The sequence below is a fragment of the Metabacillus sp. KH_069 genome (assembly GCF_057838075.1).
Genome location: NZ_CM174460.1, coordinates 2,682,204 through 2,705,164 on the forward strand (window position 1 = coordinate 2,682,204; position 22,961 = coordinate 2,705,164).

The window sequence follows — 22,961 nt, forward strand, 5'->3', positions numbered from 1 at the left end:
CTTTCACACTATTGGAGTGAATCAAAATGGGTTTTGAATCAGTGTTTATTATTGCATCATTCGTGACTCTGGCATATTTTATTTTCGCAGAAATTACAGATTGAAAAAACTCATGGCGCCCGCCATGAGTTTTTTACTGCTTATTGTTTTTGCTTTTTATTTGCTGAAGACTGCTTGCGGCCAGTTTCACTGACTGTTGTTCCCTGACCTTCTACTTCAGGAGAACCAAGCTGTGATTTTGATGGGTCACTTTTTCGTTTTGACATTAGATGAGCACCTCCTCATCCTATTTTTCACGAATCTGTTATTTCTATCACACCAAAATGGAATTTTGCTGATTTTCGTTTATAAACTTGAAAGCCAAGTGCTTCAAATGAGGAACTTTTCCAATGATTTTTTAGAACGACTCTTTTTTTTGCTACACGTGTTGCTTCCTTCAAAATTTCTTCTGATAAAGGCTCATGCACACTCAGGGATCTTAAGTGCTCTATCCCATGTGATTCTTCTATTTGCTCCTCAAACATTGGATCAAAATACACAATATCATATGAGTTTGTGTCTAGAGAACGCAAGTAGTCGGAATGATTCATTCCCACAACTTGTATTCTGCGCATGCTTTTATCAAATTCGGCAATTCCTGTTTCCCATTTGCTTAGTCCTTTTTCCACAAGATATGCAACAAGATCATTCGCTTCTGCAGCGGTAACTTTCCCTGTATCACCCGCTGCATAGCTGGCTATAATGCTGTCTGATCCCAGTCCCAATGTGCAATCTAAAAACCGGTCACCTTCTTTTAAATCTGCAGCATGAATGAGAGGATCGCTCTCCCCTTTTTTTAATCTTTTCAGACGGAACATGGCTGAATTTGGATGAAAGAAAAAAGGATCCGCTTTTCCTGCCTCATGTAGTTCAAGCCGATTTTTCCCTACTACAAGCACATCCGAATGATATTCTTCCTTCATTTTATCAACAGAACGTTTCTTACGGGCCTTATATTCAGCGTTTAAATCTAAAGAAATTTCTTCTGCGAGTTTAATCATGCCGGGATTTGTCCTGCCTGCTGTTGTTACAATCAAAGTCTTTCACTCCGTATCTTTCTTCATTCATAAAAAAGGATGCCCTATCAGGCATCCTTTCCATTATTTATTAGCTTCAAATGCATGCAGCAGATTATCCATAATATGTTCGATTGAGCTGCCTTCAATTTCGTGGCGTGGAATAAAGTGAACGACATCTTTTCCTTTAAGCAATGCCATTGAAGGAGATGAAGGTTCATGGCCTTCAAAGTACTCTCTCATCGCAGCTGTAGCTTCTTTATCCTGTCCAGCGAAAACCGTAACAAGATTTGCCGGTGCATGCTCAGCCTGCATAACAGCCTGTGTGGCTGCCGGTCTTGCAAGTCCCGCTGCACATCCGCAGACAGAATTCACAACAACCAATGTTGTTCCTTCCGCAGATTCCATAAATTCTTTTACTTCATCTTCCGTGGTTAATTCGTTAAATCCTGCGTTTGACAGTTCAGCACGCATTGGCTTCACCATTTGACGCATGTATTCTTCATATGCCATTGACATAGTCATTCCTCCTAAACATCCGCATGTAGTAAAAGAATACTACAGGAGGAATGACAATTCAACAGCCGAGCCTCAGTGTGTTTTCTGCGGTTCCTTTACATCTTCAAATGCATCTGTAACTGCACCTTGAGATGCACAGGAAACCGTTCTGGCGTATTTCCCTAACACTCCGCGTTTGCGAAGCGGCGGAGCAGACCATGTAAGTCTTCTTTCTGCCAGTTCTTCGTCTGAAACGTGGAGGTGCAGCTCGCGGTTATCACTGTCTACAGTTATTAAGTCGCCTGACTTCACAAGAGCAATCGGTCCGCCTACTTGAGCTTCAGGAGTGATGTGGCCTACTACAAGGCCATGAGTCCCTCCTGAGAAGCGTCCGTCTGTCAGAAGGGCAACACTCTCCCCTAATCCTTTTCCTACAATGATAGAGGATAGAGACAGCATCTCAGGCATTCCCGGACCTCCCTTTGGCCCTTCGTAGCGAATAATCAGCACGTCGCCTGCAACAACTTCATTTGTTAAGACGGCTTCTGTTGCTTCCTTTTCTGTATCAAACACTTTAGCAGGGCCTGTCATCTTCGTTACTTTCAGTCCGGAAACCTTGGCAACCGCTCCGCTTGGTGAGAGATTTCCTTTTAAAATAACAAGCGGGCCATCTTTTCTCAATGCCTGCTCAAGCGGATAAATAACTTTTTGACCTTCTTTCAGGCCTTCCTGCTCTCTAAGATTTTCTTCAATTGTTTTGCCTGTTACCGTTAAACAGTCTCCGTGCAGCAAGCCATGTTCAAGCAACAGCTTCATTACGGCAGTCACACCGCCGGCTTCGTGCAGATCCTGCATCACGTATTTACCGCTTGGCTTAAGATCTGCGATGTGAGGAACGGTTCTTTGAATACGCTCAAAATCCTCAAGAGATAAATCTACATCAATGGAATGGGCAATTGCCATAAGATGAAGAATGGCATTTGTAGATCCTCCAAGAGCCATGACAACTGTGATGGCATTTTCAAATGCTTTTTTCGTCATAATATCTTTAGGGTAAATGTCTTGTTCCAGCATGCGGTAAACAGCTTGTCCCGCTTCATAGCAATCATTTTGCTTAAATTCTGATTCAGCAGGGTTGGATGAACTTCCAGGGAGACTCATACCCATAGCTTCAATGGCTGATGCCATCGTATTTGCAGTATACATACCTCCGCATGATCCTGCACCAGGACACGCATGACATTCAATCTGATGCAATCCTTCACTGTCAATATCGCCATTGTTAAATTTGCCTACACCTTCAAATGCAGAAACAATATCAATATCTTTATCGTTTAATCTGCCGGGTTTAATTGTGCCGCCGTATACGAAAACAGCCGGCACCTCTGCACGTGCAATGGCGATCATGCAGCCCGGCATGTTTTTATCACAGCCGCCGATTGCAACAAATCCATCTAAATTCTCAGCTCCCACAACTGTTTCAATCGAGTCTGCAATAACTTCACGGCTTGGAAGAGAGTAGCGCATACCCTCAGTTCCCATTGAAATCCCGTCAGACACGGTAATCGTGCCAAAAATCATTCCCGCTCCGCCAGCCGTATTAACACCTTTTTTAGACAGCTCTGCAAGCTTATCAATATGTATATTACAAGGAGTGACCTCACTCCATGTAGAGGCGATGCCGATCATCGGCTTCTGAAAGTCCTCATCCTGAAGTCCCACCGCACGAAGCATGGCGCGGTTAGGCATTCGTTTCATATCGTCGCTGATTACTTTACTTTTGATTCTAAGATCTTTTTTGCTCACTTTCATCACCCCGTTAAATTTGTATTGTTATATACTATAGTCCGAATTCTTTAGTATTTCAACAATATTCGCATAATTTACAAAAATATTATCTTAAAATGTTAAAATTCTGTATGATCAATTGCTTATCATTAATAAAAAAGCGACCTCTGTTTATCATTCACAGAGAATCGCTTCATACATGTTTTTATTGTTCTGTTAAAATCAGCGGGCCGTCTTTTGTAATCGCTACCGTGTGTTCATACTGAGCGGACAGTTTGCCGTCAACGGTGCGTGCTGTCCAGCCGTTATCATCCATTTTAGAATACCAAGTGCCAGCGTTCAACATTGGCTCGATTGTAATGACCATTCCTTCTCTCAGCCTTAGCCCCTTGCCTGGTTTGCCGTAATGAAGCACCGTCGGCTCCTCGTGCATAGTTTTTCCGATGCCATGGCCGGTAAAGTCCCTCACGACAGAAAAAGATTCTCCTTCTGCGTAAGACTGTATGGCATGACCAATATCACCGAGACGGTTGCCGATGACCGCCTGCTCAATCCCTTTGTACATGGCTGTTTTAGTCACATCCATTAATTTTTGCGCCTCTTCTGACAGGTTGCCTGCAGAATGAGTCCAAGCTGAATCCGCCAATGCGCCATTTAAATTAACCACGAAATCAATTGTGACAATGTCCCCGTTTTTTAACGGTTTTTTATTGGGAAATCCATGGCATATTTCATCATTTACAGAAGCGCAAGTTGCATATTCATACCCTTTATAGCCTTTTTGCTCGGCTGTCGCTCCATGTTTTTTTAAATAGTTATCTACAAATGCATCTATTTCAAGTGTCGTGACACCTGGTTTAACTAGTTTCGCAACTTCTTTATGACATGCAGCCAGGAGCTTGCCTGCCTCGTGCATCCGGTTAATTTCTCGTTCGCTTTTTAAAATGATCATTTTTATTATCTCCTCATTTGCTCCTAATCTTCCTGCTTTTGATTTCATTTTTATTTGATTTGAATGGATTTGTGGCATCATTCGGACTCTTTGTTTCCACTTTTATTCGATTTGAACGGATTTGTGGAATCATACGGGCCCTTTGATTCCACTTTTATTCGATTTGAATAGATTTGTGGACTCATACGGGTCCTTGTTTCCACTTTTATTCGATTTGAATGGATTTGTGGAATCATACGGGTCCTTTGTTTCCACTTTTATTCGATTTAAATGGTTTTGTGTACTCATACAGACTCTTTGTTTCCACTTTTATTCGATCGGAACGGATTTGTGTACTCATACTGACTCTTTGTTTCCACTTTTATTCGATCGGAACGGATTTGTGTACTCATACGGGTCCTTTGTTTCCACTTTTATTCGATCTGAACGGATTTGTGGAATCATACGGGTCCTTAGTTTCCACTTTTATTCGATTTGAATGGATTTGTGGCATCATACGGGTCCTTTGTTTCCACTTTTATTCGATTTGAATAGATTTGTGGACTCATACGGGTCCTTGTTTCCACTTTTAATCGATTTGAATGGATTTGTAGAATCATACGGGTCCTTTGTTTCCACTTTATTTCAATTTGAATGGATTTGTGGCATCATACAGACTCTTTGTTTCCACTTTTCTTCAATTTGAACGGATTTGTGGAATCATACAGACTCTTTGATTCCACTTTTTTTCGATTAGAATGGATTTGTGGCATCATTCGGACTCTTTGTTTCCACTTTTATTCGATTTGAACAGATTTGTGGAATCAATACAGACTCTTTGATTCCACTTTTTTTCGATTTGAATGGAATAGTGTACTCATACAGACCCTTTGTTTCTACTTTTCCTCAAATTGTACTGATTTGTGTACTCATACGGGCACTTTGATTCGCTCATTCCAGGATCAGACCAGCTAATATGTTAAATTTCCACTCACAAAAAGACTAAATCACTTTAGATGATTTAGTCTTTGCTTCTTACTTTCTGCTTTCCGTCATTTGCTTCCAGACAGAGCCTTTTGCTTCTTCTCCGCCTTCTATACGTTCAATGGCCATTTTGATTTGGAGGCTGACTTCAAATTCAGGGTCATTTTCAGCTTGTTTTAAGGCCTCCAGTGCACTTTCATCGCCAACCTCATAGAGGAACATGGCCGCTCTCCATCTGACAAGCTTGTTTTTATCCTTTAAGGCAAGCATCATTTCCTGCATGGCGCTTGGGTCGCCGATGTCTGAGAGACAATCTCCCGCTGTTCTCCGGACCGTTACAGATTTATCTTTCAGAGCTTTGTACAGGTACGGAAGAACTGAGGGCTCTTCAATCATTCCTAAATAGACAGCAGCAAGTCTGCGTATAGACGCTTTCTCGTCATTCAGCGCTTTGTCTAAAACCGGCAAATCACTTTCTTTCGGATTCATCTGCTCCAGATGGGCATAGCGGACTGTCCAATCGGGATCTTCAAGCATCTCAGGGACCACTTCATAAGATTTACGGGCAGGAACCGGTTCTGCTTTATCTTTTTGCAGAAGGGCTTCTGTCATTTTTGTTAATCGTTCATCGCTGTATGCAGCCTGAAGCTCTTCCACGACATCTTTCCCGATTTCATCAAAATCTCCATATCTGACGCCTTGTTCATTCCACTTTCTTTCAAGAACGACGTTATCTGCATTTTGCTGAGCCTGCAGGACGGCTTTTTGAAAGCGTTCCGGCAGTCCAAATCGTTTTTCAGTCTCCCCATCTGAAAGCTTCACCTGCATCGGGATTCCGCTGAACATTTGAATGTGCACATTCACTTCTCCAAAATGCTCGTTGATTTGAGGTTTATTTTCTGCACCCTCTTCAACACTTTCTCCGAAGGCAGCGCGGACTTTAGGGAGAATTTCCTTCCAGTCAAATTTCGCATTGCGTTCTACAGCAAGGAAATCAGCCACATGATAAACGCCTTTTACGCCTTCAACTTTCAGGATTTCCTGAATAACCTGCGGCGCACCTTCTGCCGTTTCTTTTTTATAATTATTGCTTTTTCCGCCTGGAAGCTCTTCGTCTAATATAACTTTCATCGTATTTGGACTTGGAGTCGGTTCAATCGATTTGATATTCAAAGCCATGTCACTCCTTGTTTAATCTCTGCACTCATTCTAACATAGCTGTAAGAGGTCATGCCATTTAGAGAACCCGGCTTATAGTCCTCTGTTCGGTCCTTCCCATTCAAGAAAAAATTGAGATAAGTAGTCGACCATGAATTGGTGACGCTGCTGCGCAAGCATTTTGCCTTCTTCTGTATTCATTAAATCCTTGAGCTTCAGCAGTTTTTCATAAAAATGATTAATCGATGTTGATTTAATTGTACGGTATTCTTCGTAGGTCATGCTGTCACGTGTTGGAATGGCAGGATCATAAATAAGGTTTCCTTTTGAACCGCCGTAAGAAAAAACTCTGGCTATGCCAATTGCCCCCATCGCATCCAGCCTGTCTGCATCTTGTACAATCTGTGCTTCTATTGAAGAAACCGCTCTTCTTTTTCCGCCTTTAAACGAAATGGTCGAAATGATGGTCAGGACTTCCTGAATCGAATCAGAATCGAGTTCTTCTTCTCTTAAAAGATTGGCAACCTCATCCGTTTTCATCCTGATGTCATCGCTCAGCTTATCGTCGATTAAATCGTGCAATAAAGCAGAAAGCTCGATAATGGTTAAATCACACGAGTATTTTTTTGCGAGATTAAGAGCGGTTCTGCGCACTCTGTCAATATGGAGCCAATCGTGGCCAGTGCCCTCTGTTTCAAGACGGCATTTAACGAATTTTTCTATGTTTTCTGTGATTTGTTTCATATTGACACTTCCTATTCTTCAAACCACGTCACGCCCACGACATCCTCTCCTGTATGAACTCCAATGGTTGTGCAGAGCGGTACAAGCTTTATATGAATGTCCGGAAATTCTTTTTGAAGGACTTCATACAGTTTAGAAGATTTGTCGAGTTTGGAGCTGAATAAAACAGCTATTTCATGAATGCCGTGATTTTGATTTCCATTTTTTATTAGATTGATAATATACTGAAACGCTTTTTTCTCTGATCTTACTTTCTCAGCCGTGGAAAGCTTGCCTGATTCTACGCGGATGATGGGCTGTATATTTAATAGACTTCCGAGATAATATTGTGTCCCCGACATTCTGCCGCTCTTGTGCAGCCTTGTTAAATCGCCGATCAGGACATATGTGCGGTGATTTTCACGAAGTGTTTCAAGCTTTGCGGCAATTTCATCCGGTGCAAGACCGGATTCATGCATTTTTATCGCTGCCTTAACTAATCTTGTTAAAGGCTCAGATAATGTCAAAGAATCAACCACAGTTACAGGAATATCAACTTCAGCAGCAGCCTGCACAGCAGAAGTATATGTACCGCTGAGCAAACTGGATAAGTGGATTGAAACTATTTCATCATAGTTCTCTGCAAGCTCCGTATAGAGCTCGACAAATGCACCTGGCGGCGGCTGTGAGGTGGTAATGGCATTTGATGAGTCTTTTAATAAGGCATAAAGATCATCTGCCTGAAGATTCACTCCGTCAAGATATTCTTCATCATTTATACAGATGACCATCGGCACCCAGTAGACGTCCGGATGATCTTTCATCTCCGCATCAATGCTTGCCGTGCTGTCTGTTACCCATGCAATTTTTCTCCTCATATATGACTACCCCTTTGTTTAGAATTCAAACTATCCCCGTTTATTTTTATTAAGCACAGACATTTAAGAATCCTCTTTTAAAACCATATTTAATTTTGGAAATAATCTCAGTGCATTCTTATAAAAAAAATTCTCGTGATGCTCATCAGGAATAATGTCCTTATATAAATCTACAAAAGGCTTAACACCAATTAATGGCCAGTCCGTTCCAAACAAAAGCTTTTCATAGTGTTCGCAATAAGACAAAGCATGAAGAAGATGATCAAAGAATCTTGATTGTTTTTTATCTGAAATATCCTTGGCAGTGCCGACAATCAGGCCTGACAAGTCTGCAAACATATTGTCATTTTTATTGACAACTTCTGCCCCGTCCAGCACCCATGGGTCCCCTAAATGCGCCATCATAAATTGGATATCGCGGTTTTCGACTGCCACTTCGTCAAGTGTAAGCGGATGACTGTATTTTAAAAGTCCGCGTTCAGAGTATGTATCGCCTGTGTGAAAAACAACAGGAAGTCTGTAGGCTTTTGCGAGTTCGTATACAGGGCCATAAACTTTGTCAGAGGCATAATAAGGATAATACCCCAAATAGATTTTAATTCCTGCAGTCTGCGGATTCTGAAGCGACTTTTCAAGCAATAACAGGTTTTGTTCATTCAATTTATTAGGGTTGATCCCCGGACAATAAAAAAACTCGTTTGGAACCGGACCATCAAGGTCAATTCCCATCGGTGTTTCAGCTTCCGGATCAGGAAATGCCCCAGGTTTTGTTTCTGTCACACCCATGGCTATTGCAGCGACAACGCCTTCTGCTTCATATTCTTTTTGCAGGCCGGCAATCGAATAATCAACAAATGATAATGTCTCAGCCGTTTGCTTAAAGCTTTGAATCTTAGAAATATGCATATGAGCATCAATGATTTTCATGAAGGATCCTCCTTGGAATGGATATAAGAAAAGAAGCCGATTAATCAGGCTTCTTCTTTTAAATGATGAATGTATAAATAACAAGACAAGAAGAGCACTTCAGTCAGCTTATGCTTCTTTTAACAGCTGCTGAATTTTCTCTTCCAATTCTTTAGGGTCTGTATTTGGCGAAAACCTTTCAACTGCTTTACCATTTCGATCTACTAGAAATTTCGTGAAGTTCCACTTCACAGCTTTTGAACCCAAGAGACCAGGCGCCTCGCTTGTTAAGTGTGTAAAAAGCGGATGGGCATCAGAGCCGTTTACATCAACCTTTGCAAACATCGGAAATGTTACTCCGTAATTTATTTCACAGAAGCTTTTGATTTCTTCTTCGTCTCCCGGCTCCTGGCTCATAAACTGGTTGCAAGGAAAACCCAAGATTTCAAGCCCTTCAGATTGATAGCGTTCATAAAGCTCCTGCAGTCCCTTATATTGCGGAGTGAAGCCGCATTTGCTTGCTGTGTTCACAATAACAAGAACCTTTCCTTTATAGGAACTCATAGATTGCTCCGCGCCGTTTATGGTTTTCATTTTCATGTCATAAATACTCATCACTTTGCTCCTTCATCTATTTTTTCAAGGGTATCGATGGCATGATCAGCCATAGCGATTAAGTCATCTATCTGTTCTTCCCCGATAAGCCGGTTGAATTGCACTTCAAATGTATGATGATAGACCTCAAACGGGACTCCGTATGAAATCCTGTGTGTTACCTCTTGATGAACGCACCAATGATCTTCAATGATTGATTTAATATACGTCTCATCTTCAGGTGTCCGGGCATGGAAGAATAAAATCACTTCACACCCGGGAACTGCAGCGGTTTTTAACAGTTCACCGGATAATTGTGACACATTCATCAATAGATGAAATTCAGCGGAAGCTGCTTTTTTTCCTTCTTTTAATTGAAACGTATTTTTGTAGCATCTTGACATGGCGGCAAGATCCACTAAATCCTTTCGGTCTATTACGGTAATGACTCCGCCAAGATCAGCATCGTAAATCGCCCCTTCCAGGACGACCTTTAAGTTATCAAAAGCAGTCGGATCAAACATCAAAACAGTCCTCTTGGCTTGCCGTTTTCATCTACACTCATTGAAAGCGCAGCCGGTTTTTTCGGCAGACCGGGCATTGTCATAATATCTCCTGTTAAACAAACCAGGAATCCCGCACCAATTGATGGCTTCAGTTCCCGGATTGTCAGTGTAAAATCCTTCGGCCTGCCAAGAAGCTCAGGCTGATCTGAAAGGGAGTATTGCGTTTTCGCCATGCATATCGGCAAATTTGACCATCCATACTGTTCAAATTCTTTTACTTGCTTCAGTGCCTTTGAAGAAAAATCAACGCCTTTAGCTCCATAAACAGATTTAGCAACTTTTTCAATTTTATCCTTAATGCTGTCATTTAAATCATATAAGTAATCGAAGTGATTATCCGTATGCCCGATTGTTTCAAGCACCTTTTCTGCAAGCTCTATTCCGCCTGCACCGCCTTTTTCCCAAACCTCCGTAAGAGCTGCAGGATGAGCATGCTCCTCGCACCACTTCATGAGAGCATCCGTTTCTTCCTCTGAGTCTGACACAAAACGATTAACCGCTACAACATAAGGAAGTCCAAAGCTTTCAATCGATTCAATATGCTTCGCAAGATTTTCTGCACCTGCAAGCATGGCATCTTTATTTGAGATTCCAAGCTTGTCTTTCGGCACGCCTCCATGCATTTTTAAAGCTCTTACTGTTGCGACAATGACAACCGCTGCAGGTGAAAATTCTCCAGCCCGCGTTTTAATATGAAGGAATTTCTCTGCTCCGAGATCAGCTCCGAATCCTGCTTCTGTCACAACATAGTCACCGAGCTTTGAAGCCATTTTTGTGCCGAGAAGGCTATTGCAGCCGTGGGCAATGTTTGCAAATGGGCCACCATGTATAATCGCCGGCGTATGTTCAAGCGTTTGAACAAGATTAGGTTTCAGGGCGTCTTTCAATAATAGAGTCAAAGCTCCTTCGTATCCCATATCACCGACTGTTACTGGCTCTCGCTCATAAGAAAAGCCAACAACAATTTTAGAAAGTCTATTATTTAAATCATCAAGGTCAGAGGCAAGACAAAGAATAGCCATGATTTCAGAGGCTACGGTTATGTCGAAATGATCTTCCCTTGGTGTTCCATTTGCCGGTCCGCCAAGGCCAATAACTACATTTCTAAGGGCACGGTCATTTAAATCCAGAACCCTTTTCCAGGTGATTCTTCGCGGATCAAGCGAGCATTCGTTTCCTTGATGAATATGATTGTCTATCAGTGCTGCCAGTGCATTATTAGCTGTCGTGATTGCGTGTATGTCACCTGTAAAATGCAGGTTGATCTCTTCCATGGGAATGACTTGTGAGTACCCGCCTCCAGCAGCTCCGCCTTTAATGCCCATTGTTGGACCGAGTGACGGCTCCCTCATCGCAATGACGGCTTTTTTCTTCAGCAGATTAAGGGCCTGGCCAAGTCCAACGGTTACAGTCGATTTCCCTTCTCCTGCAGGTGTGGGATTAATAGCCGTCACCAAAATGACTTTTCCGTCAGGTTTTGTTTTCACCCGATTAAAAAATTCCAAAGATATTTTTGCTTTGTATTTTCCGTAATATTCAATTTCATCTTCTAGAATATCAAGACCGCCGCAAATCTCCTGGATCGGCTTGATTGGTGCTTCCTGAGCGATTTCGATGTCTGATTTATGTTTTATTTTTAACACACAGCGCCCTACTTTCTGCTTTTAAATATAGATTTCACGCACAATTGTAACACAAAAGCAAATTGAATTATTATTCTAAACTTTCTATAATAGAGAAAACTCAGATTGATAAAGAAAGTTGAGGTTCTTTCATGCCTATTAATATTCCAGCTGACCTTCCCGCAAAAGAAATTCTTGAAAAAGAAAACATCTTCATCATGGATGATGCCAGAGCCTATCAGCAGGACATCAGGCCTTTAAATATCGTGATTTTAAATATTATGCCCGAAAAACAAAAAACAGAGGTGCAATTATTGCGCCTTCTCGGAAACTCGCCGCTGCAGCTGAACATTACCTTTTTGCGCCCGGAAACGCACGTCTCAAAAACAGAAAAGCAGCAGCATCTTCAGCAGTTTTATACGACGTTTAATAAAATCCGCCACAAAAAATTTGACGGAATGATCATCACAGGTGCCCCGATTGAGCATCTGGAATTTGAAGAAGTGTCCTACTGGGAAGAACTCAAAGAGATTTTTGCATGGACAAACCAGAATGTCACTTCCACGCTGCATATATGCTGGGGTGCACAAGCAGGACTTTACTATCATTACGGCGTAAATAAATATAGTCTGAAGGAAAAATGCTTCGGTGTTTTCAAGCATGATATTTGTAATAGTTCTGTAAAAATTGTCAGAGGCTTCGATGATCAATACTATGTGCCGCATTCCCGGCATACGGATATAAAGAGACAAGATATCGAAGCAGTTGAAGCACTTGAGATTATCAGTGAATCTGCTGAAGCCGGAGTCTGTCTAGTCTCTTCAAAGGATGCGAAGCAAGTTTTTCTAACAGGTCATCCGGAATACGATTTGCTTACGCTGAAAGAGGAATATGAACGCGACCTGGCTAAAGGGATGAATACCGCCGTCCCGCTTTCCTATTTTCCGGATAATGATCCGGAGAGAAAGCCTGTCCAGAAATGGAAATCCCATGCGCATCTCTTATTTGCCAACTGGCTGAATTATTGCGTCTACCAGGAAACACCTTACGAATGGGAATGAACTTGAAAATAAAGCTTACAACAATTGGATTATTTTGTTAAAATTAAGCGGAATTTAATTTAAATTTTATGTAATCTTTATATTTCTTAAATATTCATATGATACGCTGATCGTAGTTAATCATGTTTCTTTGTTTTTCAGATTAAATTTGAGGTGAATGCGTTGTTAAAAAAACCAAAAGTGCTGATCTTAACTGCAAAGTACGGAAATGGACATGTTCAAGTCTCAAAAACACTTGTAAAGCAATGCCAGGACTTGGGTATAGAGGAAGTGGTGGTGTCCGATTTATATGCAGAATCAAATCCTGTATTTACAGAGATCACTCAATACCTCTATTTAAAAAGCTTTACAATCGGAAAGCAATTTTACCGCATGTTTTACTACGGCGTAGACAAAATTTACAACAAGAAGCTTCTTACTCTTTATTTTAAGCTTGGCAACAAAAGACTGCATGAGCTGATCGAAAAAGAGCAGCCGGACATCATTATTAACACGTTTCCGATCATTGTCGTGCCTGAATACCGCAGGCGCACGGGAAATATCATCCCGACTTTCAATGTTCTCACAGATTTTTGCCTTCATAAAATATGGGTTCATAAAAACATTGACAAATATTATGTTGCAAGCAAAAGAGTAAAAGAAAAAGTCATGAGCCTTGGCATTCATCCTGCAGCCGTTAAGGTAACAGGCATTCCAATCCGCTCTCAGTTTGAAGAAAATTTAAATGAAAAGGCCATTTATAGAAAATACAATTTAGATCCAGCCAAAAAAACACTGCTGGTCATGGCCGGTGCGCACGGAGTTTTGAAAAATGTCAAAGAGCTGTGCGAATCGTTCTTATCAGACAAAAACCTGCAGACAGTTGTTGTCTGCGGAAACAACACTGCATTAAAAGAAAGTCTTGAAAGCATAACCGGAAAGAACAAGGAGAACTTAAAACTTCTGGGATATGTTGAACGCGTAGATGAATTGTTCCGAATCGCTTCCTGCATGGTAACAAAACCAGGCGGAATCACCCTAAGCGAAGCAGCGGCAGTCGGTGTGCCGGTCATTCTATATAAACCTGTCCCTGGACAGGAAAAGGAAAACGCGCTCTTTTTCCAGGAAAACGAAGCTGCACTTGTCGTAAACCGTTCTGAAGAAGTATACGATGCTGTCAGCACCCTCCTTCAGGATGACAAAAAGCTGCGCAAAATGAAGCGGAATATTAAACGGCTGCATCATCCGCATTCCTCTCTTACAATTATGGAAGATATCGTAAAAGAGGCTGCTGTCTTTAAAGAGAAAAAATATATTAAAGCTCAGTAAAAGAACTTGCGGCTTTCAGGATGAAGGGGAATTGAATCCTGGAGGTCAACTGTATGGATACGAGCACACATATTACGATGGGATTTGGCCTTGCCGGTCTTGCTTTTATAGACCCTGCAGTCGCTGCTCAACCGGAGCTTGCTTCTGCCGTTTTAATCGGAACTGTCCTTGGATCGAATGCTCCTGATTTTGATTACGGAATCAGGCTGTTTAAAGGAAATGGCATGTATACAGAGCATCACCGCGGACTGTCACATTCTATCCCTGCATGGTTTATGTGGACAGGATTGTTAACAGCTATTATCTATCTTTTTCATTTTAATCTCACAATACTAGAGCTGATTCATTTAACAGTCTGGATTTTCTTAGCTGTCATACTGCATGTCATCTTTGATATTTTTAACGCATACGGCACTCAGGCAGCGAGACCCTTTACGAAAAAATGGCTTTCATTGAATTTCATTCCGCTGTTTGACCCGCTAATCGTATTTTCGCATCTATTGGGATTTGCTTTGTGGGGGTTGACAGGTGATCCAGGGATGGTTTTCCTGTTGGTTTATTTAATGATTATTCTCTATCTATTAGAGCGATTTTTCAGTTCCAGAAGAGTATTGGCTATGGTCAAAAAGGAATCAGAAGGAAATGATTCAGTGACAATCATTCCAACAATCCGCTGGTCTGTCTGGCATATCGTTTCTGAAACAGACTCATCCTTTGATGTAGGAGAGCTGCGCAATAAGGAAATGAAATGGATTCATTCTTTCGAAAAGTCAGATCGGGACGCCTATATCATAGATAAAGCAAAAAAGGATGAAAATGTTGTCCACTTTTTAAAAAATTCCAAGCACGTTCATACTGTTGTTCTTCCAATCCCTTCTGGATATGAGATTCGCTTTTTTGATTTGAGATTTCGCACTAAAAACCATTACCCCTATATGGCCGTCTGTCAAATGACTAAAAACGGGCAGATTCTCGGATCATGCACGGGGTGGTTCCATCAGGCAGATCAGTTTAAAAGCAAACTGCTATCGCATGAGAACGCTGGTAAGAAACAATTGGAAGCTTAAGTATTAGGTACTGAAAAAAATACAGATGAAAAACGGGTATAGATTGCGCAGCAATTTTTTACCCGTTTTTGATTTCTATTTTTGATAACCAAAGACTTGCTTTGACACCCTCTGTTACCTTCTGGAACAATTATAGGGCACACCATCGATACAAAAAACAAAGGATGACCTAATGAACGCAGAGTGCGTTAATAGTCATCCTTTTTTTATTGATCTTTGTTTAATTCTTCTTCGAAATAAAAGGTTGATGGGTATTCCTTCAGAATGTAAGAGTAACGGTTCATATTTTTTATATATTTTGACTGCATGATAGTGACGCTTTCCCCTGTTTTCACAATTTGGACTGATTCACCATTTTGAAACTTGCTGGCATTGCTCTTCATTCAGCACTTCCTTTCATCATATCCCTATTATACCATAGCTTCCATGATTTTTTAGGACAGGAGAAAAGAATGAACAAAGCATTTCTCCCGTCAGCTTGTCGTTTCTCTGAAATACACCTCTTCGAACGGCTGGACGACTACGAAGCCCTCTCCTGCAAACTTCATTTGAATAGATTCTCCGCTGCCGCGCCCAAGTATCGTTTTCAAAGAAATGTCGGTTACAAATTCCGGAGTTAAACTGCCGGACCATGCAACCGTTGCATTTGGATCTGTATATACTGGAACCCCCGGCTTCACAATCAGAGTCAACGGCTCATAATGAGAGGTAATGGCAATAAGCCCTCTTCCTTCAAGCTTGACATTAAATAAGCCTCCTGAGAGCATACCTGCGATTTTTCTCATCATTTTAATATCCCACGAAATAGATGGTTCAAATGCAAGCAAATCATTTCCATTCACATATAATTCTTCACCATTAAGGTTCAAAATCGAAATCTTTTTCCCTTGATCTGCTAAATACAGCTTTCCATTCCCGGTTGCCTTCATTAATGAGGTGCCTTCTCCAGTAAACGCTTTTTTGAACATCTTGCCGATTCCATGTTCAAGAATGCCTTCCCTTTCATATTTAATTTGCCCTCTGTAAGATATCATCGCCCCTGATTTCGCCCAAATCTGTCCATTCAGATTGATCTCAAGCAGCCTCTCTGTCTCAAGTTCAAATAAGCCCTGCCCTTTATCCTGCTGCTCAGTCTTTTCAACAAACTCTTCAATCGAATATCGGTTCATTTGATCTCTCCTTCTTTCTTTTGAAGCATAAACAGCCATAGAAATGAAAGGGACTGTTTTAATTCTGGCGACAGTACTTCTATCATTTCTTTTGTAACGCCTCGTTTGTAAACGCCTTGACTTCCAGTCAATTCCCATCCGTTTTCAAGCGCCAATTTTTCAAATTCCCAAGGCATCATTGTGTTGCATATGACAGGTTTTCCGTAAAGCCGGTCATAGCTGTTCGTCCGAGGGTGAGCCGTGGGACCTAAAATTGCTATGCATAAAAAACCATCCGCTTTTACCACTCGCTTTAATTCGCTTAATGCCGCTAATGGATTCTCTGTCCACTCGATGCAATTGATCGTCAGCAGCGCATCCGCTGTTTCATCCTTAAATGGAAGCTCCATCATATTCGCCTGAATAAATGAAAGCTTTCCTTCTACTTCATGCTTCTTTGCGAGCTTAATCATCTCAGGAGACAGGTCGACTCCAGTAACCTTCAGGCCCTCTTTCATCAAAAGAAACGAACCGTATCCGTCTCCGCAGCCAATGTCAATCACTTCAGCTTCCGGTTTCACATACTTCGTGAAAAATGGCACAACGGAGCTCCTGCTTCCCGAATCCCACATCTCCTTGCTTCCTTTATTCCAGAACGCAGCACGCTCATCCCACTTCTTTTCAGCTTCTTTTTCCCAATTATATGTATTCTTCAATTCTAATCAGCTCCATCTTTAATCATCTTCTACTATTTCTAGAAAAACCTGTGAAAATCCTTTTCTGAGGATGAATTGCGCGGCAAGAATGAATACTAAAATAGAAAGGGGTGCTGAAGATGGAAAAAGAATCTTTTGTGGCTGCAGAACAAAAGCGGAAGCGCCTTGGTCAGATCCGACAGGCAGATAAGAATCCGACAGAAAAGTCCGGGTTTGACTTTTTTGTTGGATTCGTTCTGACCGAGGATCTAGGCGCTGGAGCTGGACGGAGATAACCTTATTTCATTATCCACACCCTATTTCCTTTTATAATTTCCTATACGACAAAAAAACGGAGACGGAGATCTCGTCTCATTTAAAACATCAGCAGGAAGAACCCTCTCCTACCCTGAAGCACTGATGGAAATCGACAAAGGTGCTATAGAAGGTGTAAATACCTTTAAAGGAAAAGACGGAGAGATGTATATTCGGAGCAACCCGGATCACAATAAGCAAATAACCTAGATTCATTACCACCATTTTAGGAGGAAATCATCATGACAAAGAAATTTAATAAAGGCGGCAGCGAAAACGGCAATTCCCCTAGAAAAGGACATTTCCAGGAAGAATTCGGCCAAGAAATCATTTCTGGCGATAACAGCAAAGGAAACAAACGGAACAAAGATCAAAAATCGAAAACTTCAGAGAAGTGAATGCAGCCGGCTGCCTGAGCAGCTGGTTTATTAGTTTGAAGGAGTCGGATAACTTTTGTTCTGCCACATCCCCGCAATAAAAAAACTGCAGACAGTGCCTGCAATTTTTAATCTTCTTTATCAAATTCCTTTTCATTTCTGCCTCTGTCAATTGTAATGGCAGCTGTTTCATTATTCATATAAAGAGGTACTTGCATCTTGTCGCCGTTATCATAAAAGGCTTCATTTATTTGCTCGTTTGCCCTCGATGTTTCTTCACTGCCAAGATATGAGGATTTATCGTTTTTCCGTGTCATGTGCCCGCCTCCATTCTATGTTATCATCCCCTCAGGCAATAAAAAAAATCTCCCTTTTTAAGGAGATTTTCTGCAAGACTTATGCGCCTAATTGTTCTGCTATGATGACACGTTCTACAGCTTCAATCGCGTCTTTCGCATCGCTGCCTTCTGCTGAAACGACAATTGTTGTTCCTTTAGAGATGCCAAGGGACATGACGCCCATGATTGATTTTAAGTTTACTTTCCGGCCGTTTGCTTCTAAGTTTACATCAGCTGTGAAGGAGTTGACTGCATTGACTAATGAAGTCGCCGGACGTGCGTGGATTCCAGATTGACTTGTAATTTCAAATGATTTTTGTACCATTGCTTACTTCCCCTCTCAAATTGTTAATAAACAATATTATAATCGTTTTCCGATAAAAGAAAACTGTTTTTTTGAGTCAGGCAAGCTTGATGATTTCTTCGTGAAGGATGTAGCTGTGAAGATAGATGGTGCACGTTTCTGTGCTCTTTTTTTCAAGAATAATCGTATTTTCAAGCGGGTCTTTAATCAGAATGATCCGTTCACGCTCAAAATCGAGTATGGACTCCAGTGCCTCAAGCTGACGGCATGCAAGCAGAAAACGCTCATCACTCATTTTGCGGTCTTTTTTAAAAATAACCTGCTTATCTCCAATGCTTGTTTTGTACACGTTTCCCACATCCCTTTACAAGTTATTCCACCCTATATTTAAAATATCTGAAATTTCAATAAAAAGCTATAGGTAACTTGACGACAAATTTTCAATAGTGTATATTAAAATCATCATTTAGCTAATAGTTGGTGAGACATTGTTTTATCAAACAATGTTTGCGCATACATATTTGCTGCATGATAAATATTTCCAGGTAGCAACACCTTGTGCTACAGTATTAGGAGGATAAAGTACTATGCAAAACGGTAAAGTAAAATGGTTCAACAACGAAAAAGGTTTCGGTTTTATCGAAGTTGAAGGCGGAGACGATGTATTTGTACATTTCTCAGCTATCGAAGGAGACGGCTACAAGTCTTTAGAAGAAGGCCAGGAAGTTTCTTTTGAAATCGTTGAAGGCAACCGTGGACCACAAGCAGCTAACGTTGTGAAATTATAATTACAAACGTACATTATATTTGATCATATACGATGCAAGAAAGAGGCTGAGCTATCTCAGCCTCTTTCTTTCGTGAAATCCTGGCTGATCATTAAGTATTCCACTGCCTTAATATTCTGCTTCAATTTTTTTTCGATTCTGTTTACTTCATATTGATTAAAGACATTTCCATTCTTCGCCATAAACAGCAGCATGTCTAAATCTCCATATATTTCATAAAATGCATTTTTTACGTCTTCATTAATGCTGACCTTGGTTCTCATGAAATACTCTTTCCTCCCTTCCACGCCATCCGCCTAGTCTAAAAGATTCAATTTTATGTTCTATTCTACATATTTCTGTTATAAGGAACAAAAACCCTTCTTTTTAACGAATGTTTATTTATTCTGAAAATTCCTTTTGTTTCTTTAGACTCATTTTTCCGATGTATATTTTAAGAAAGATGTCGAACGATAAGTAAGTGGAGGTGACGAACATGGATCAGATTAATCATACCGGCCTTATCAGCGGCTTTAATAATCTTAAACAATTGGAAATGGCTGTAGCAGCAGCACAAAAAATGACTGGATCAGCAACGATGAGCATGGACCCTGAGGCCATTCAAAACGCGGAAAAAGCACTGCAGGATGCAAAAGCAATCTATCAGACCGCTGGCGATACAGGAGTCGACCAAGACTTTCTCAGCAATCAGAATGAACTTCTGCTGCAATGTGAACACCAGCTGAACGAGGCTAAGCAATAAGCAAACAACATAAAAAATCCGCTGAATCAAATTGTCAGCGGATTTTCATATTAGCTTTTTGCCGTATTCTTTAATTTTTTGACCGACCGTGCATTCTTCAATACAGAATGAATGTGCATACTTTTTACCGTATTCTTTGCGAAAATGCTTTTTCAACAAACAATCTGTGCAATAAGTGTCCAGAAGCTGGTCAATCTCACAAACAACTTGTTTTTTCTCCAATTCATTCATCTCCATCAATCACTGTCAAGCTTCCATTCACTCGCAATTGTTATTCCTTTTAACCCTTGACCTGCAAGCTTATCAGCTTCTTCATTTTCTTTGCGGGCAATTGGCATGCATATTGGGCGCACTTTCATTTTTTTCAGGGCTGCTTCAATTCTATCAAGCCAGACGGTGTACGCTTCTTCATATACGGGCCACTCCCCAGAGATCTGGTTGAGCACGACTTGCGAATCTCCTTTAAATGTTACATCCTGATAGCGGACGCCGAGCTCTTCAAGCTTTTGCACCAGAAAGTAAACAGCCATGTATTCTGCTTCATTGTTGGATGCTGCCTCTTCTGCTTTTGCACTGAATCTCATTCTTATCCGTTTCTCGTTTAATGTGTAGTAGATGACAGCGCCAAGGCCTGCTTCTTTTGTTTGTTTATTGTAGTTGCCGTCAAAATAAGCTTCAACATCGGAAGGCTCATGCACAACTTCCAATTTTAATTTCTTTAATTCTTTAAGAGACCATGGAGTCCCTCGTGTATCAATAAATTCTATTGATTTCACCCTGCCTGTTTTTTCGAGATCATCACCAATCAAAATGGCTGAATCAAGATCTGTTTCATCATCAGATGTGAAAAACATGTTCTTTTTCTTCGGGCTGCTGTACATCCATTTTATTAAATATTTCACCTGTTCCACTCCCTAAATCGGATGAGCTCTATATGCAGTAGTTTTGCTCATACCATCAAATGTATTCACTGTGCTATAATCATATTCGGTAATTAACATGGCCGCTTGCTGACTCAAAAACAGCCTATACTAAAGCAGCCTTACTAAACATATAAGCAAGGAGACAGATTGTATGCCAAATGAAGTATTGTGGCTTGGTTTTGCGTTAATCAATTTTATCATTGTTCTTTTATTTTATAAACTGTTCGGAAAAAGCGGATTGTTTGTCTGGGTCGGCTTTTCAACGGTTGTTGCCAATCTGCAGGTTGTCAAAACCATTGAAATCTTTGGTTTGACCGCAACGATGGGGAATATCATGTATGGGACAGCTTTCTTAGTAACTGACATATTAAATGAAAAATATGGAGAGAAAGAAGCCAAAAAAGCAGTATGGCTCGGATTTGCAACGTTAATCTCTTTAACTGTCATCATGCAGGGTGTTCTTTTGTTCAAGCCTGACGAGACTGATTTTGCACAAGGTGCACTGGAAACGATTTTCGGCCTCATTCCACGCATAGCTCTTGGAAGTCTTGCTGCATTTATCATCAGTCAATATGCGGATGTTTCTATTTATTCGTTTATCAGAAAGAAATTTCCTTCTGACCGATTGCTTTGGGTTCGCAATAATGGCAGCACGATGATCAGCCAATTGATTGACACACTAATTTTCACTTCTATCGCGTTTCTTGGCGTCTACCCATTTTCAGTGTGGATCCAAATTTTTATTACAACCTATTTGATTAAGTTTGTTGTGGCGATTATTGATACACCTTTCGCCTATTTAGCTAAAAAAATGAAGCCCCATGAGTAAGGAGTGTAAACTAGATGATCGAAGTATATATAGACGGGGCCAGTGCTGGTGATCCAGGACCTTCCGGAGCCGGTATTTTCATTAAAGGCCACGGCAAAGGGGAACAGTTTTCCGTTCCTCTTGGCATCATGACAAATCATGAAGCGGAATACCATGCGCTAATAAAAAGTCTGGAAATTTGTCTAGAGAAAGGTTTTACGATTATTTCAGTCAGAACGGATTCACAGCTTGTCGAACGGGCAGTTGAAAAAGAATATGTGAAAAATCCAGCTTTTGTCCCGCTTCTTGAGAAGGTTTTGAGCTTAAAAAATCAATTTGAGCTCTTTTTTATAAAGTGGATTCCAAGCAAACAAAACAGCGTAGCGGACCAGTTATCAAGAGCTGCTATTCGGATGAACGGAGAAAATAAAAGATGAAGCTCAAAAAATCTTCCGCTGCTGATCTAAGTCTCCTGCTTGTTGCTCTTATTTGGGGTTCTACCTTTGTTATTGTTCAAAAAGCCATTCAATTTATGCCGCCGCATTTTTTTAATGGCGTCCGTTTTTTTGCGGCTGCAGTTATCCTTACGATGATAAGTTTAAGAGTAACCCGTTTTCGTCTTTCAAAAGAAACATTGCTTGCGGGAATATCGCTTGGCGTCTTTTTGTTCTTAGGATACGCCTTTCAAACTGTTGGGCTGTTATATACGACTTCTTCAAAAGCCGGATTTATTACGGGTTTAAGTGTTATGATCGTTCCTCTTTTGTCGATTCGGCTGCTTAGGGAACGGGCAAGAAAAACAGTTTATTTTGCAGCGGCACTTGGAACTGCCGGCTTATACCTTTTAACCCTGAGTGATTTTTCCTCTCTGAATATTGGGGATTTGCTTGTTTTCTTCTGTGCTGCTGCGTTTGCTCTTCATATTATCTTTACCGGAAAGTTTTCAGGCAGTCATGATGCTTGGATGCTGACGATTGTTCAGCTTGGGACGGTCTCTTTTTTGAGTTTTTTTTCATTCGGATTATTTGAAGCTTCAACCGTTAAAGAAAATTTCAGCAGCATGTTTACATTTGAAGTTCTGTTTGCGCTTATTGTTACAGCTCTATTTGCAACTGCTTTCGCCTTTTTCGTTCAAACAAAGCTTCAGCAATACACAACAGCCTCAAGAGTTGCTCTCATCTATGCCTCAGAGCCTGTATTCGCTGCTTTAACCGCTTTTATTTTCATTGGCGAGCGGCTGACCGTGTACGGCATGACCGGCTGTCTGCTTATTTTGGCGGCCATGCTTACAGCTGAATGGAAGCAGGACAAAACAGAAGAATCTCTTTCCACATAAAAAATCTCGGGAGCCCCGAGATTTTTTTAAAAATAAAGTTTTGTGTGC

Annotated in this window: 32 protein-coding genes; 11 read left to right on the forward strand and 21 right to left on the reverse strand. The window is 40.9% G+C overall.

The features are described 5' to 3' along the window. Positions 1-140: 140 nt before the first annotated feature. From AC3ISE_RS13320 to AC3ISE_RS13375, 12 genes are all read right to left on the reverse strand, one after another. A complete protein-coding gene (locus AC3ISE_RS13320) occupies positions 141-266 on the reverse strand; it encodes a YuzL family protein (RefSeq protein ID WP_083328291.1) in 126 nt (41 codons plus the stop codon). Positions 267-293: 27 nt separating this feature from the next. Then, the gene (locus AC3ISE_RS13325; protein ID WP_489221366.1) at positions 294-1,076 is read right to left on the reverse strand and encodes a class I SAM-dependent methyltransferase; all 783 of its coding nucleotides are present in this window, start codon (positions 1,074-1,076) and stop codon (positions 294-296) included. A gap of 63 nt (positions 1,077-1,139) precedes the next feature. Next, positions 1,140-1,574, reverse strand: a complete 435-nt coding sequence (locus tag AC3ISE_RS13330; RefSeq protein WP_489221367.1) for a BrxA/BrxB family bacilliredoxin — start codon at positions 1,572-1,574, stop codon at positions 1,140-1,142. Positions 1,575-1,646: 72 nt separating this feature from the next. Beyond that, positions 1,647-3,359, reverse strand: a complete 1,713-nt coding sequence (ilvD, locus tag AC3ISE_RS13335; RefSeq protein ID WP_489221368.1) for a dihydroxy-acid dehydratase — start codon at positions 3,357-3,359, stop codon at positions 1,647-1,649. Positions 3,360-3,546: 187 nt separating this feature from the next. After that, positions 3,547-4,293, reverse strand: a complete 747-nt coding sequence (gene map / locus AC3ISE_RS13340) for a type I methionyl aminopeptidase (protein WP_489221369.1) — start codon at positions 4,291-4,293, stop codon at positions 3,547-3,549. A gap of 1,014 nt (positions 4,294-5,307) precedes the next feature. Continuing rightward, positions 5,308-6,429, reverse strand: a complete 1,122-nt coding sequence (locus tag AC3ISE_RS13345; protein WP_489221370.1) for a conserved virulence factor C family protein — start codon at positions 6,427-6,429, stop codon at positions 5,308-5,310. 78 nt (positions 6,430-6,507) lie between these two features. After that, positions 6,508-7,158, reverse strand: a complete 651-nt coding sequence (locus tag AC3ISE_RS13350; protein WP_489221371.1) for an HD domain-containing protein — start codon at positions 7,156-7,158, stop codon at positions 6,508-6,510. An 11-nt stretch (positions 7,159-7,169) separates the two neighbouring features. Next, positions 7,170-8,015, reverse strand: a complete 846-nt coding sequence (locus tag AC3ISE_RS13355) for a DegV family protein (protein ID WP_489221372.1) — start codon at positions 8,013-8,015, stop codon at positions 7,170-7,172. Between the two features lie 63 nt (positions 8,016-8,078). Continuing rightward, positions 8,079-8,942 carry an amidohydrolase family protein gene (locus AC3ISE_RS13360; protein ID WP_489221373.1) on the reverse strand — a complete coding sequence of 288 codons (864 nt, stop codon included), beginning with the start codon at positions 8,940-8,942 and terminating at the stop codon, positions 8,079-8,081. Positions 8,943-9,050: 108 nt separating this feature from the next. Continuing rightward, entirely contained in the window at positions 9,051-9,536 is a 486-nt protein-coding gene (locus tag AC3ISE_RS13365) for a glutathione peroxidase (RefSeq protein ID WP_489221374.1), read from the reverse strand. After that, positions 9,536-10,039 (reverse strand): hypothetical protein, encoded by a 504-nt coding sequence (locus AC3ISE_RS13370; RefSeq protein ID WP_489221375.1) that lies wholly within the window; start codon positions 10,037-10,039, stop codon positions 9,536-9,538. Before AC3ISE_RS13370 ends, AC3ISE_RS13365 begins: the two co-directional genes overlap by 1 nt. After that, positions 10,039-11,724, reverse strand: coding sequence for a formate--tetrahydrofolate ligase (locus AC3ISE_RS13375; RefSeq protein ID WP_489221376.1), 1,686 nt, complete (start codon positions 11,722-11,724; stop codon positions 10,039-10,041). Before AC3ISE_RS13375 ends, AC3ISE_RS13370 begins: the two co-directional genes overlap by 1 nt. A gap of 131 nt (positions 11,725-11,855) precedes the next feature. On the opposite strand from AC3ISE_RS13375, the gene metA reads away from it, so the two are divergent. The 3 genes from metA (at position 11,856) to AC3ISE_RS13390 (ending at position 15,139) form a co-directional block, all read left to right on the forward strand. Next, complete coding sequence (gene metA, locus AC3ISE_RS13380) at positions 11,856-12,764, forward strand: homoserine O-acetyltransferase MetA (RefSeq protein WP_489221377.1); 909 nt, start codon at positions 11,856-11,858, stop codon at positions 12,762-12,764. A 162-nt stretch (positions 12,765-12,926) separates the two neighbouring features. Further along, positions 12,927-14,072, forward strand: coding sequence for a diglucosyl diacylglycerol synthase (locus AC3ISE_RS13385; protein ID WP_489221378.1), 1,146 nt, complete (start codon positions 12,927-12,929; stop codon positions 14,070-14,072). A 53-nt stretch (positions 14,073-14,125) separates the two neighbouring features. Further along, positions 14,126-15,139, forward strand: coding sequence for a metal-dependent hydrolase (locus AC3ISE_RS13390; RefSeq protein WP_489221379.1), 1,014 nt, complete (start codon positions 14,126-14,128; stop codon positions 15,137-15,139). Positions 15,140-15,345: 206 nt separating this feature from the next. Here the strand turns inward: AC3ISE_RS13390 and AC3ISE_RS13395 are convergent, their stop codons facing one another. The 3 genes from AC3ISE_RS13395 to AC3ISE_RS13405 form a co-directional block, all read right to left on the reverse strand. Then, positions 15,346-15,522 (reverse strand): hypothetical protein, encoded by a 177-nt coding sequence (locus AC3ISE_RS13395; protein ID WP_489221380.1) that lies wholly within the window; start codon positions 15,520-15,522, stop codon positions 15,346-15,348. A 90-nt stretch (positions 15,523-15,612) separates the two neighbouring features. After that, on the reverse strand, positions 15,613-16,308 hold the full coding sequence (locus tag AC3ISE_RS13400; RefSeq protein ID WP_489221381.1) for an AIM24 family protein: 696 nt from the start codon (positions 16,306-16,308) through the stop codon (positions 15,613-15,615). Further along, positions 16,305-17,003 carry a class I SAM-dependent methyltransferase gene (locus AC3ISE_RS13405; RefSeq protein WP_489221382.1) on the reverse strand — a complete coding sequence of 233 codons (699 nt, stop codon included), beginning with the start codon at positions 17,001-17,003 and terminating at the stop codon, positions 16,305-16,307. The genes AC3ISE_RS13400 and AC3ISE_RS13405 overlap by 4 nt, the downstream gene beginning before the upstream one ends. Before the next feature lie 119 nt (positions 17,004-17,122). Here AC3ISE_RS13405 and AC3ISE_RS13410 point away from each other — a divergent pair, with 119 nt between their 5' ends. Genes AC3ISE_RS13410 through AC3ISE_RS13420 form a run of 3 tightly spaced genes read left to right on the forward strand, consistent with a single transcriptional unit; the run spans position 17,123 to position 17,695 of the window. Beyond that, positions 17,123-17,278: a hypothetical protein gene (locus AC3ISE_RS13410; RefSeq protein WP_489221383.1), complete on the forward strand. Its 156-nt coding sequence runs from the start codon at positions 17,123-17,125 to the stop codon at positions 17,276-17,278. Between the two features lie 43 nt (positions 17,279-17,321). Further along, on the forward strand, positions 17,322-17,507 hold the full coding sequence (locus AC3ISE_RS13415; protein ID WP_489224336.1) for a DUF3892 domain-containing protein: 186 nt from the start codon (positions 17,322-17,324) through the stop codon (positions 17,505-17,507). A 32-nt stretch (positions 17,508-17,539) separates the two neighbouring features. Continuing rightward, on the forward strand, positions 17,540-17,695 hold the full coding sequence (locus tag AC3ISE_RS13420; protein ID WP_165970873.1) for a hypothetical protein: 156 nt from the start codon (positions 17,540-17,542) through the stop codon (positions 17,693-17,695). A 107-nt stretch (positions 17,696-17,802) separates the two neighbouring features. On the opposite strand, the gene AC3ISE_RS13425 is transcribed toward AC3ISE_RS13420, so the two are convergent. The 3 genes from AC3ISE_RS13425 to AC3ISE_RS13435 all read right to left on the reverse strand — a co-directional run bounded on the left by AC3ISE_RS13425 (position 17,803) and on the right by AC3ISE_RS13435 (position 18,665). Further along, complete coding sequence (locus tag AC3ISE_RS13425) at positions 17,803-17,991, reverse strand: hypothetical protein (RefSeq protein WP_489221384.1); 189 nt, start codon at positions 17,989-17,991, stop codon at positions 17,803-17,805. Positions 17,992-18,070: 79 nt separating this feature from the next. Further along, positions 18,071-18,337 carry a phosphocarrier protein HPr gene (locus AC3ISE_RS13430; protein WP_489221385.1) on the reverse strand — a complete coding sequence of 89 codons (267 nt, stop codon included), beginning with the start codon at positions 18,335-18,337 and terminating at the stop codon, positions 18,071-18,073. 76 nt (positions 18,338-18,413) lie between these two features. Further along, positions 18,414-18,665 (reverse strand): hypothetical protein, encoded by a 252-nt coding sequence (locus AC3ISE_RS13435; protein WP_489221386.1) that lies wholly within the window; start codon positions 18,663-18,665, stop codon positions 18,414-18,416. Positions 18,666-18,903: 238 nt separating this feature from the next. Between AC3ISE_RS13435 and cspD the strand changes: the two genes are divergently transcribed. Next, complete coding sequence (cspD, locus tag AC3ISE_RS13440; protein ID WP_029280415.1) at positions 18,904-19,104, forward strand: cold-shock protein CspD; 201 nt, start codon at positions 18,904-18,906, stop codon at positions 19,102-19,104. Between the two features lie 56 nt (positions 19,105-19,160). Here cspD and AC3ISE_RS13445 read toward each other — a convergent pair whose 3' ends face one another. Next, complete coding sequence (locus AC3ISE_RS13445; protein ID WP_133310429.1) at positions 19,161-19,367, reverse strand: hypothetical protein; 207 nt, start codon at positions 19,365-19,367, stop codon at positions 19,161-19,163. A gap of 212 nt (positions 19,368-19,579) precedes the next feature. On the opposite strand from AC3ISE_RS13445, the gene AC3ISE_RS13450 reads away from it, so the two are divergent. Continuing rightward, complete coding sequence (locus AC3ISE_RS13450) at positions 19,580-19,846, forward strand: DUF2564 family protein (RefSeq protein WP_223436123.1); 267 nt, start codon at positions 19,580-19,582, stop codon at positions 19,844-19,846. Between the two features lie 45 nt (positions 19,847-19,891). On the opposite strand, the gene AC3ISE_RS13455 is transcribed toward AC3ISE_RS13450, so the two are convergent. Beyond that, positions 19,892-20,077, reverse strand: a complete 186-nt coding sequence (locus AC3ISE_RS13455; protein ID WP_375142571.1) for a zinc-finger domain-containing protein — start codon at positions 20,075-20,077, stop codon at positions 19,892-19,894. A gap of 5 nt (positions 20,078-20,082) precedes the next feature. Beyond that, the gene (locus tag AC3ISE_RS13460) at positions 20,083-20,748 is read right to left on the reverse strand and encodes a reverse transcriptase-like protein (RefSeq protein ID WP_489221387.1); all 666 of its coding nucleotides are present in this window, start codon (positions 20,746-20,748) and stop codon (positions 20,083-20,085) included. A 172-nt stretch (positions 20,749-20,920) separates the two neighbouring features. Between AC3ISE_RS13460 and AC3ISE_RS13465 the strand changes: the two genes are divergently transcribed. Genes AC3ISE_RS13465 through AC3ISE_RS13475 form a run of 3 tightly spaced genes read left to right on the forward strand, consistent with a single transcriptional unit; the run spans position 20,921 to position 22,913 of the window. Beyond that, positions 20,921-21,598 (forward strand): queuosine precursor transporter, encoded by a 678-nt coding sequence (locus AC3ISE_RS13465; protein ID WP_489221388.1) that lies wholly within the window; start codon positions 20,921-20,923, stop codon positions 21,596-21,598. Positions 21,599-21,612: 14 nt separating this feature from the next. After that, entirely contained in the window at positions 21,613-22,014 is a 402-nt protein-coding gene (locus tag AC3ISE_RS13470) for a reverse transcriptase-like protein (protein WP_309194111.1), read from the forward strand. Next, the gene (locus AC3ISE_RS13475; RefSeq protein WP_489221389.1) at positions 22,011-22,913 is read left to right on the forward strand and encodes a DMT family transporter; all 903 of its coding nucleotides are present in this window, start codon (positions 22,011-22,013) and stop codon (positions 22,911-22,913) included. Before AC3ISE_RS13470 ends, AC3ISE_RS13475 begins: the two co-directional genes overlap by 4 nt. Positions 22,914-22,961: the final 48 nt, after the last annotated feature.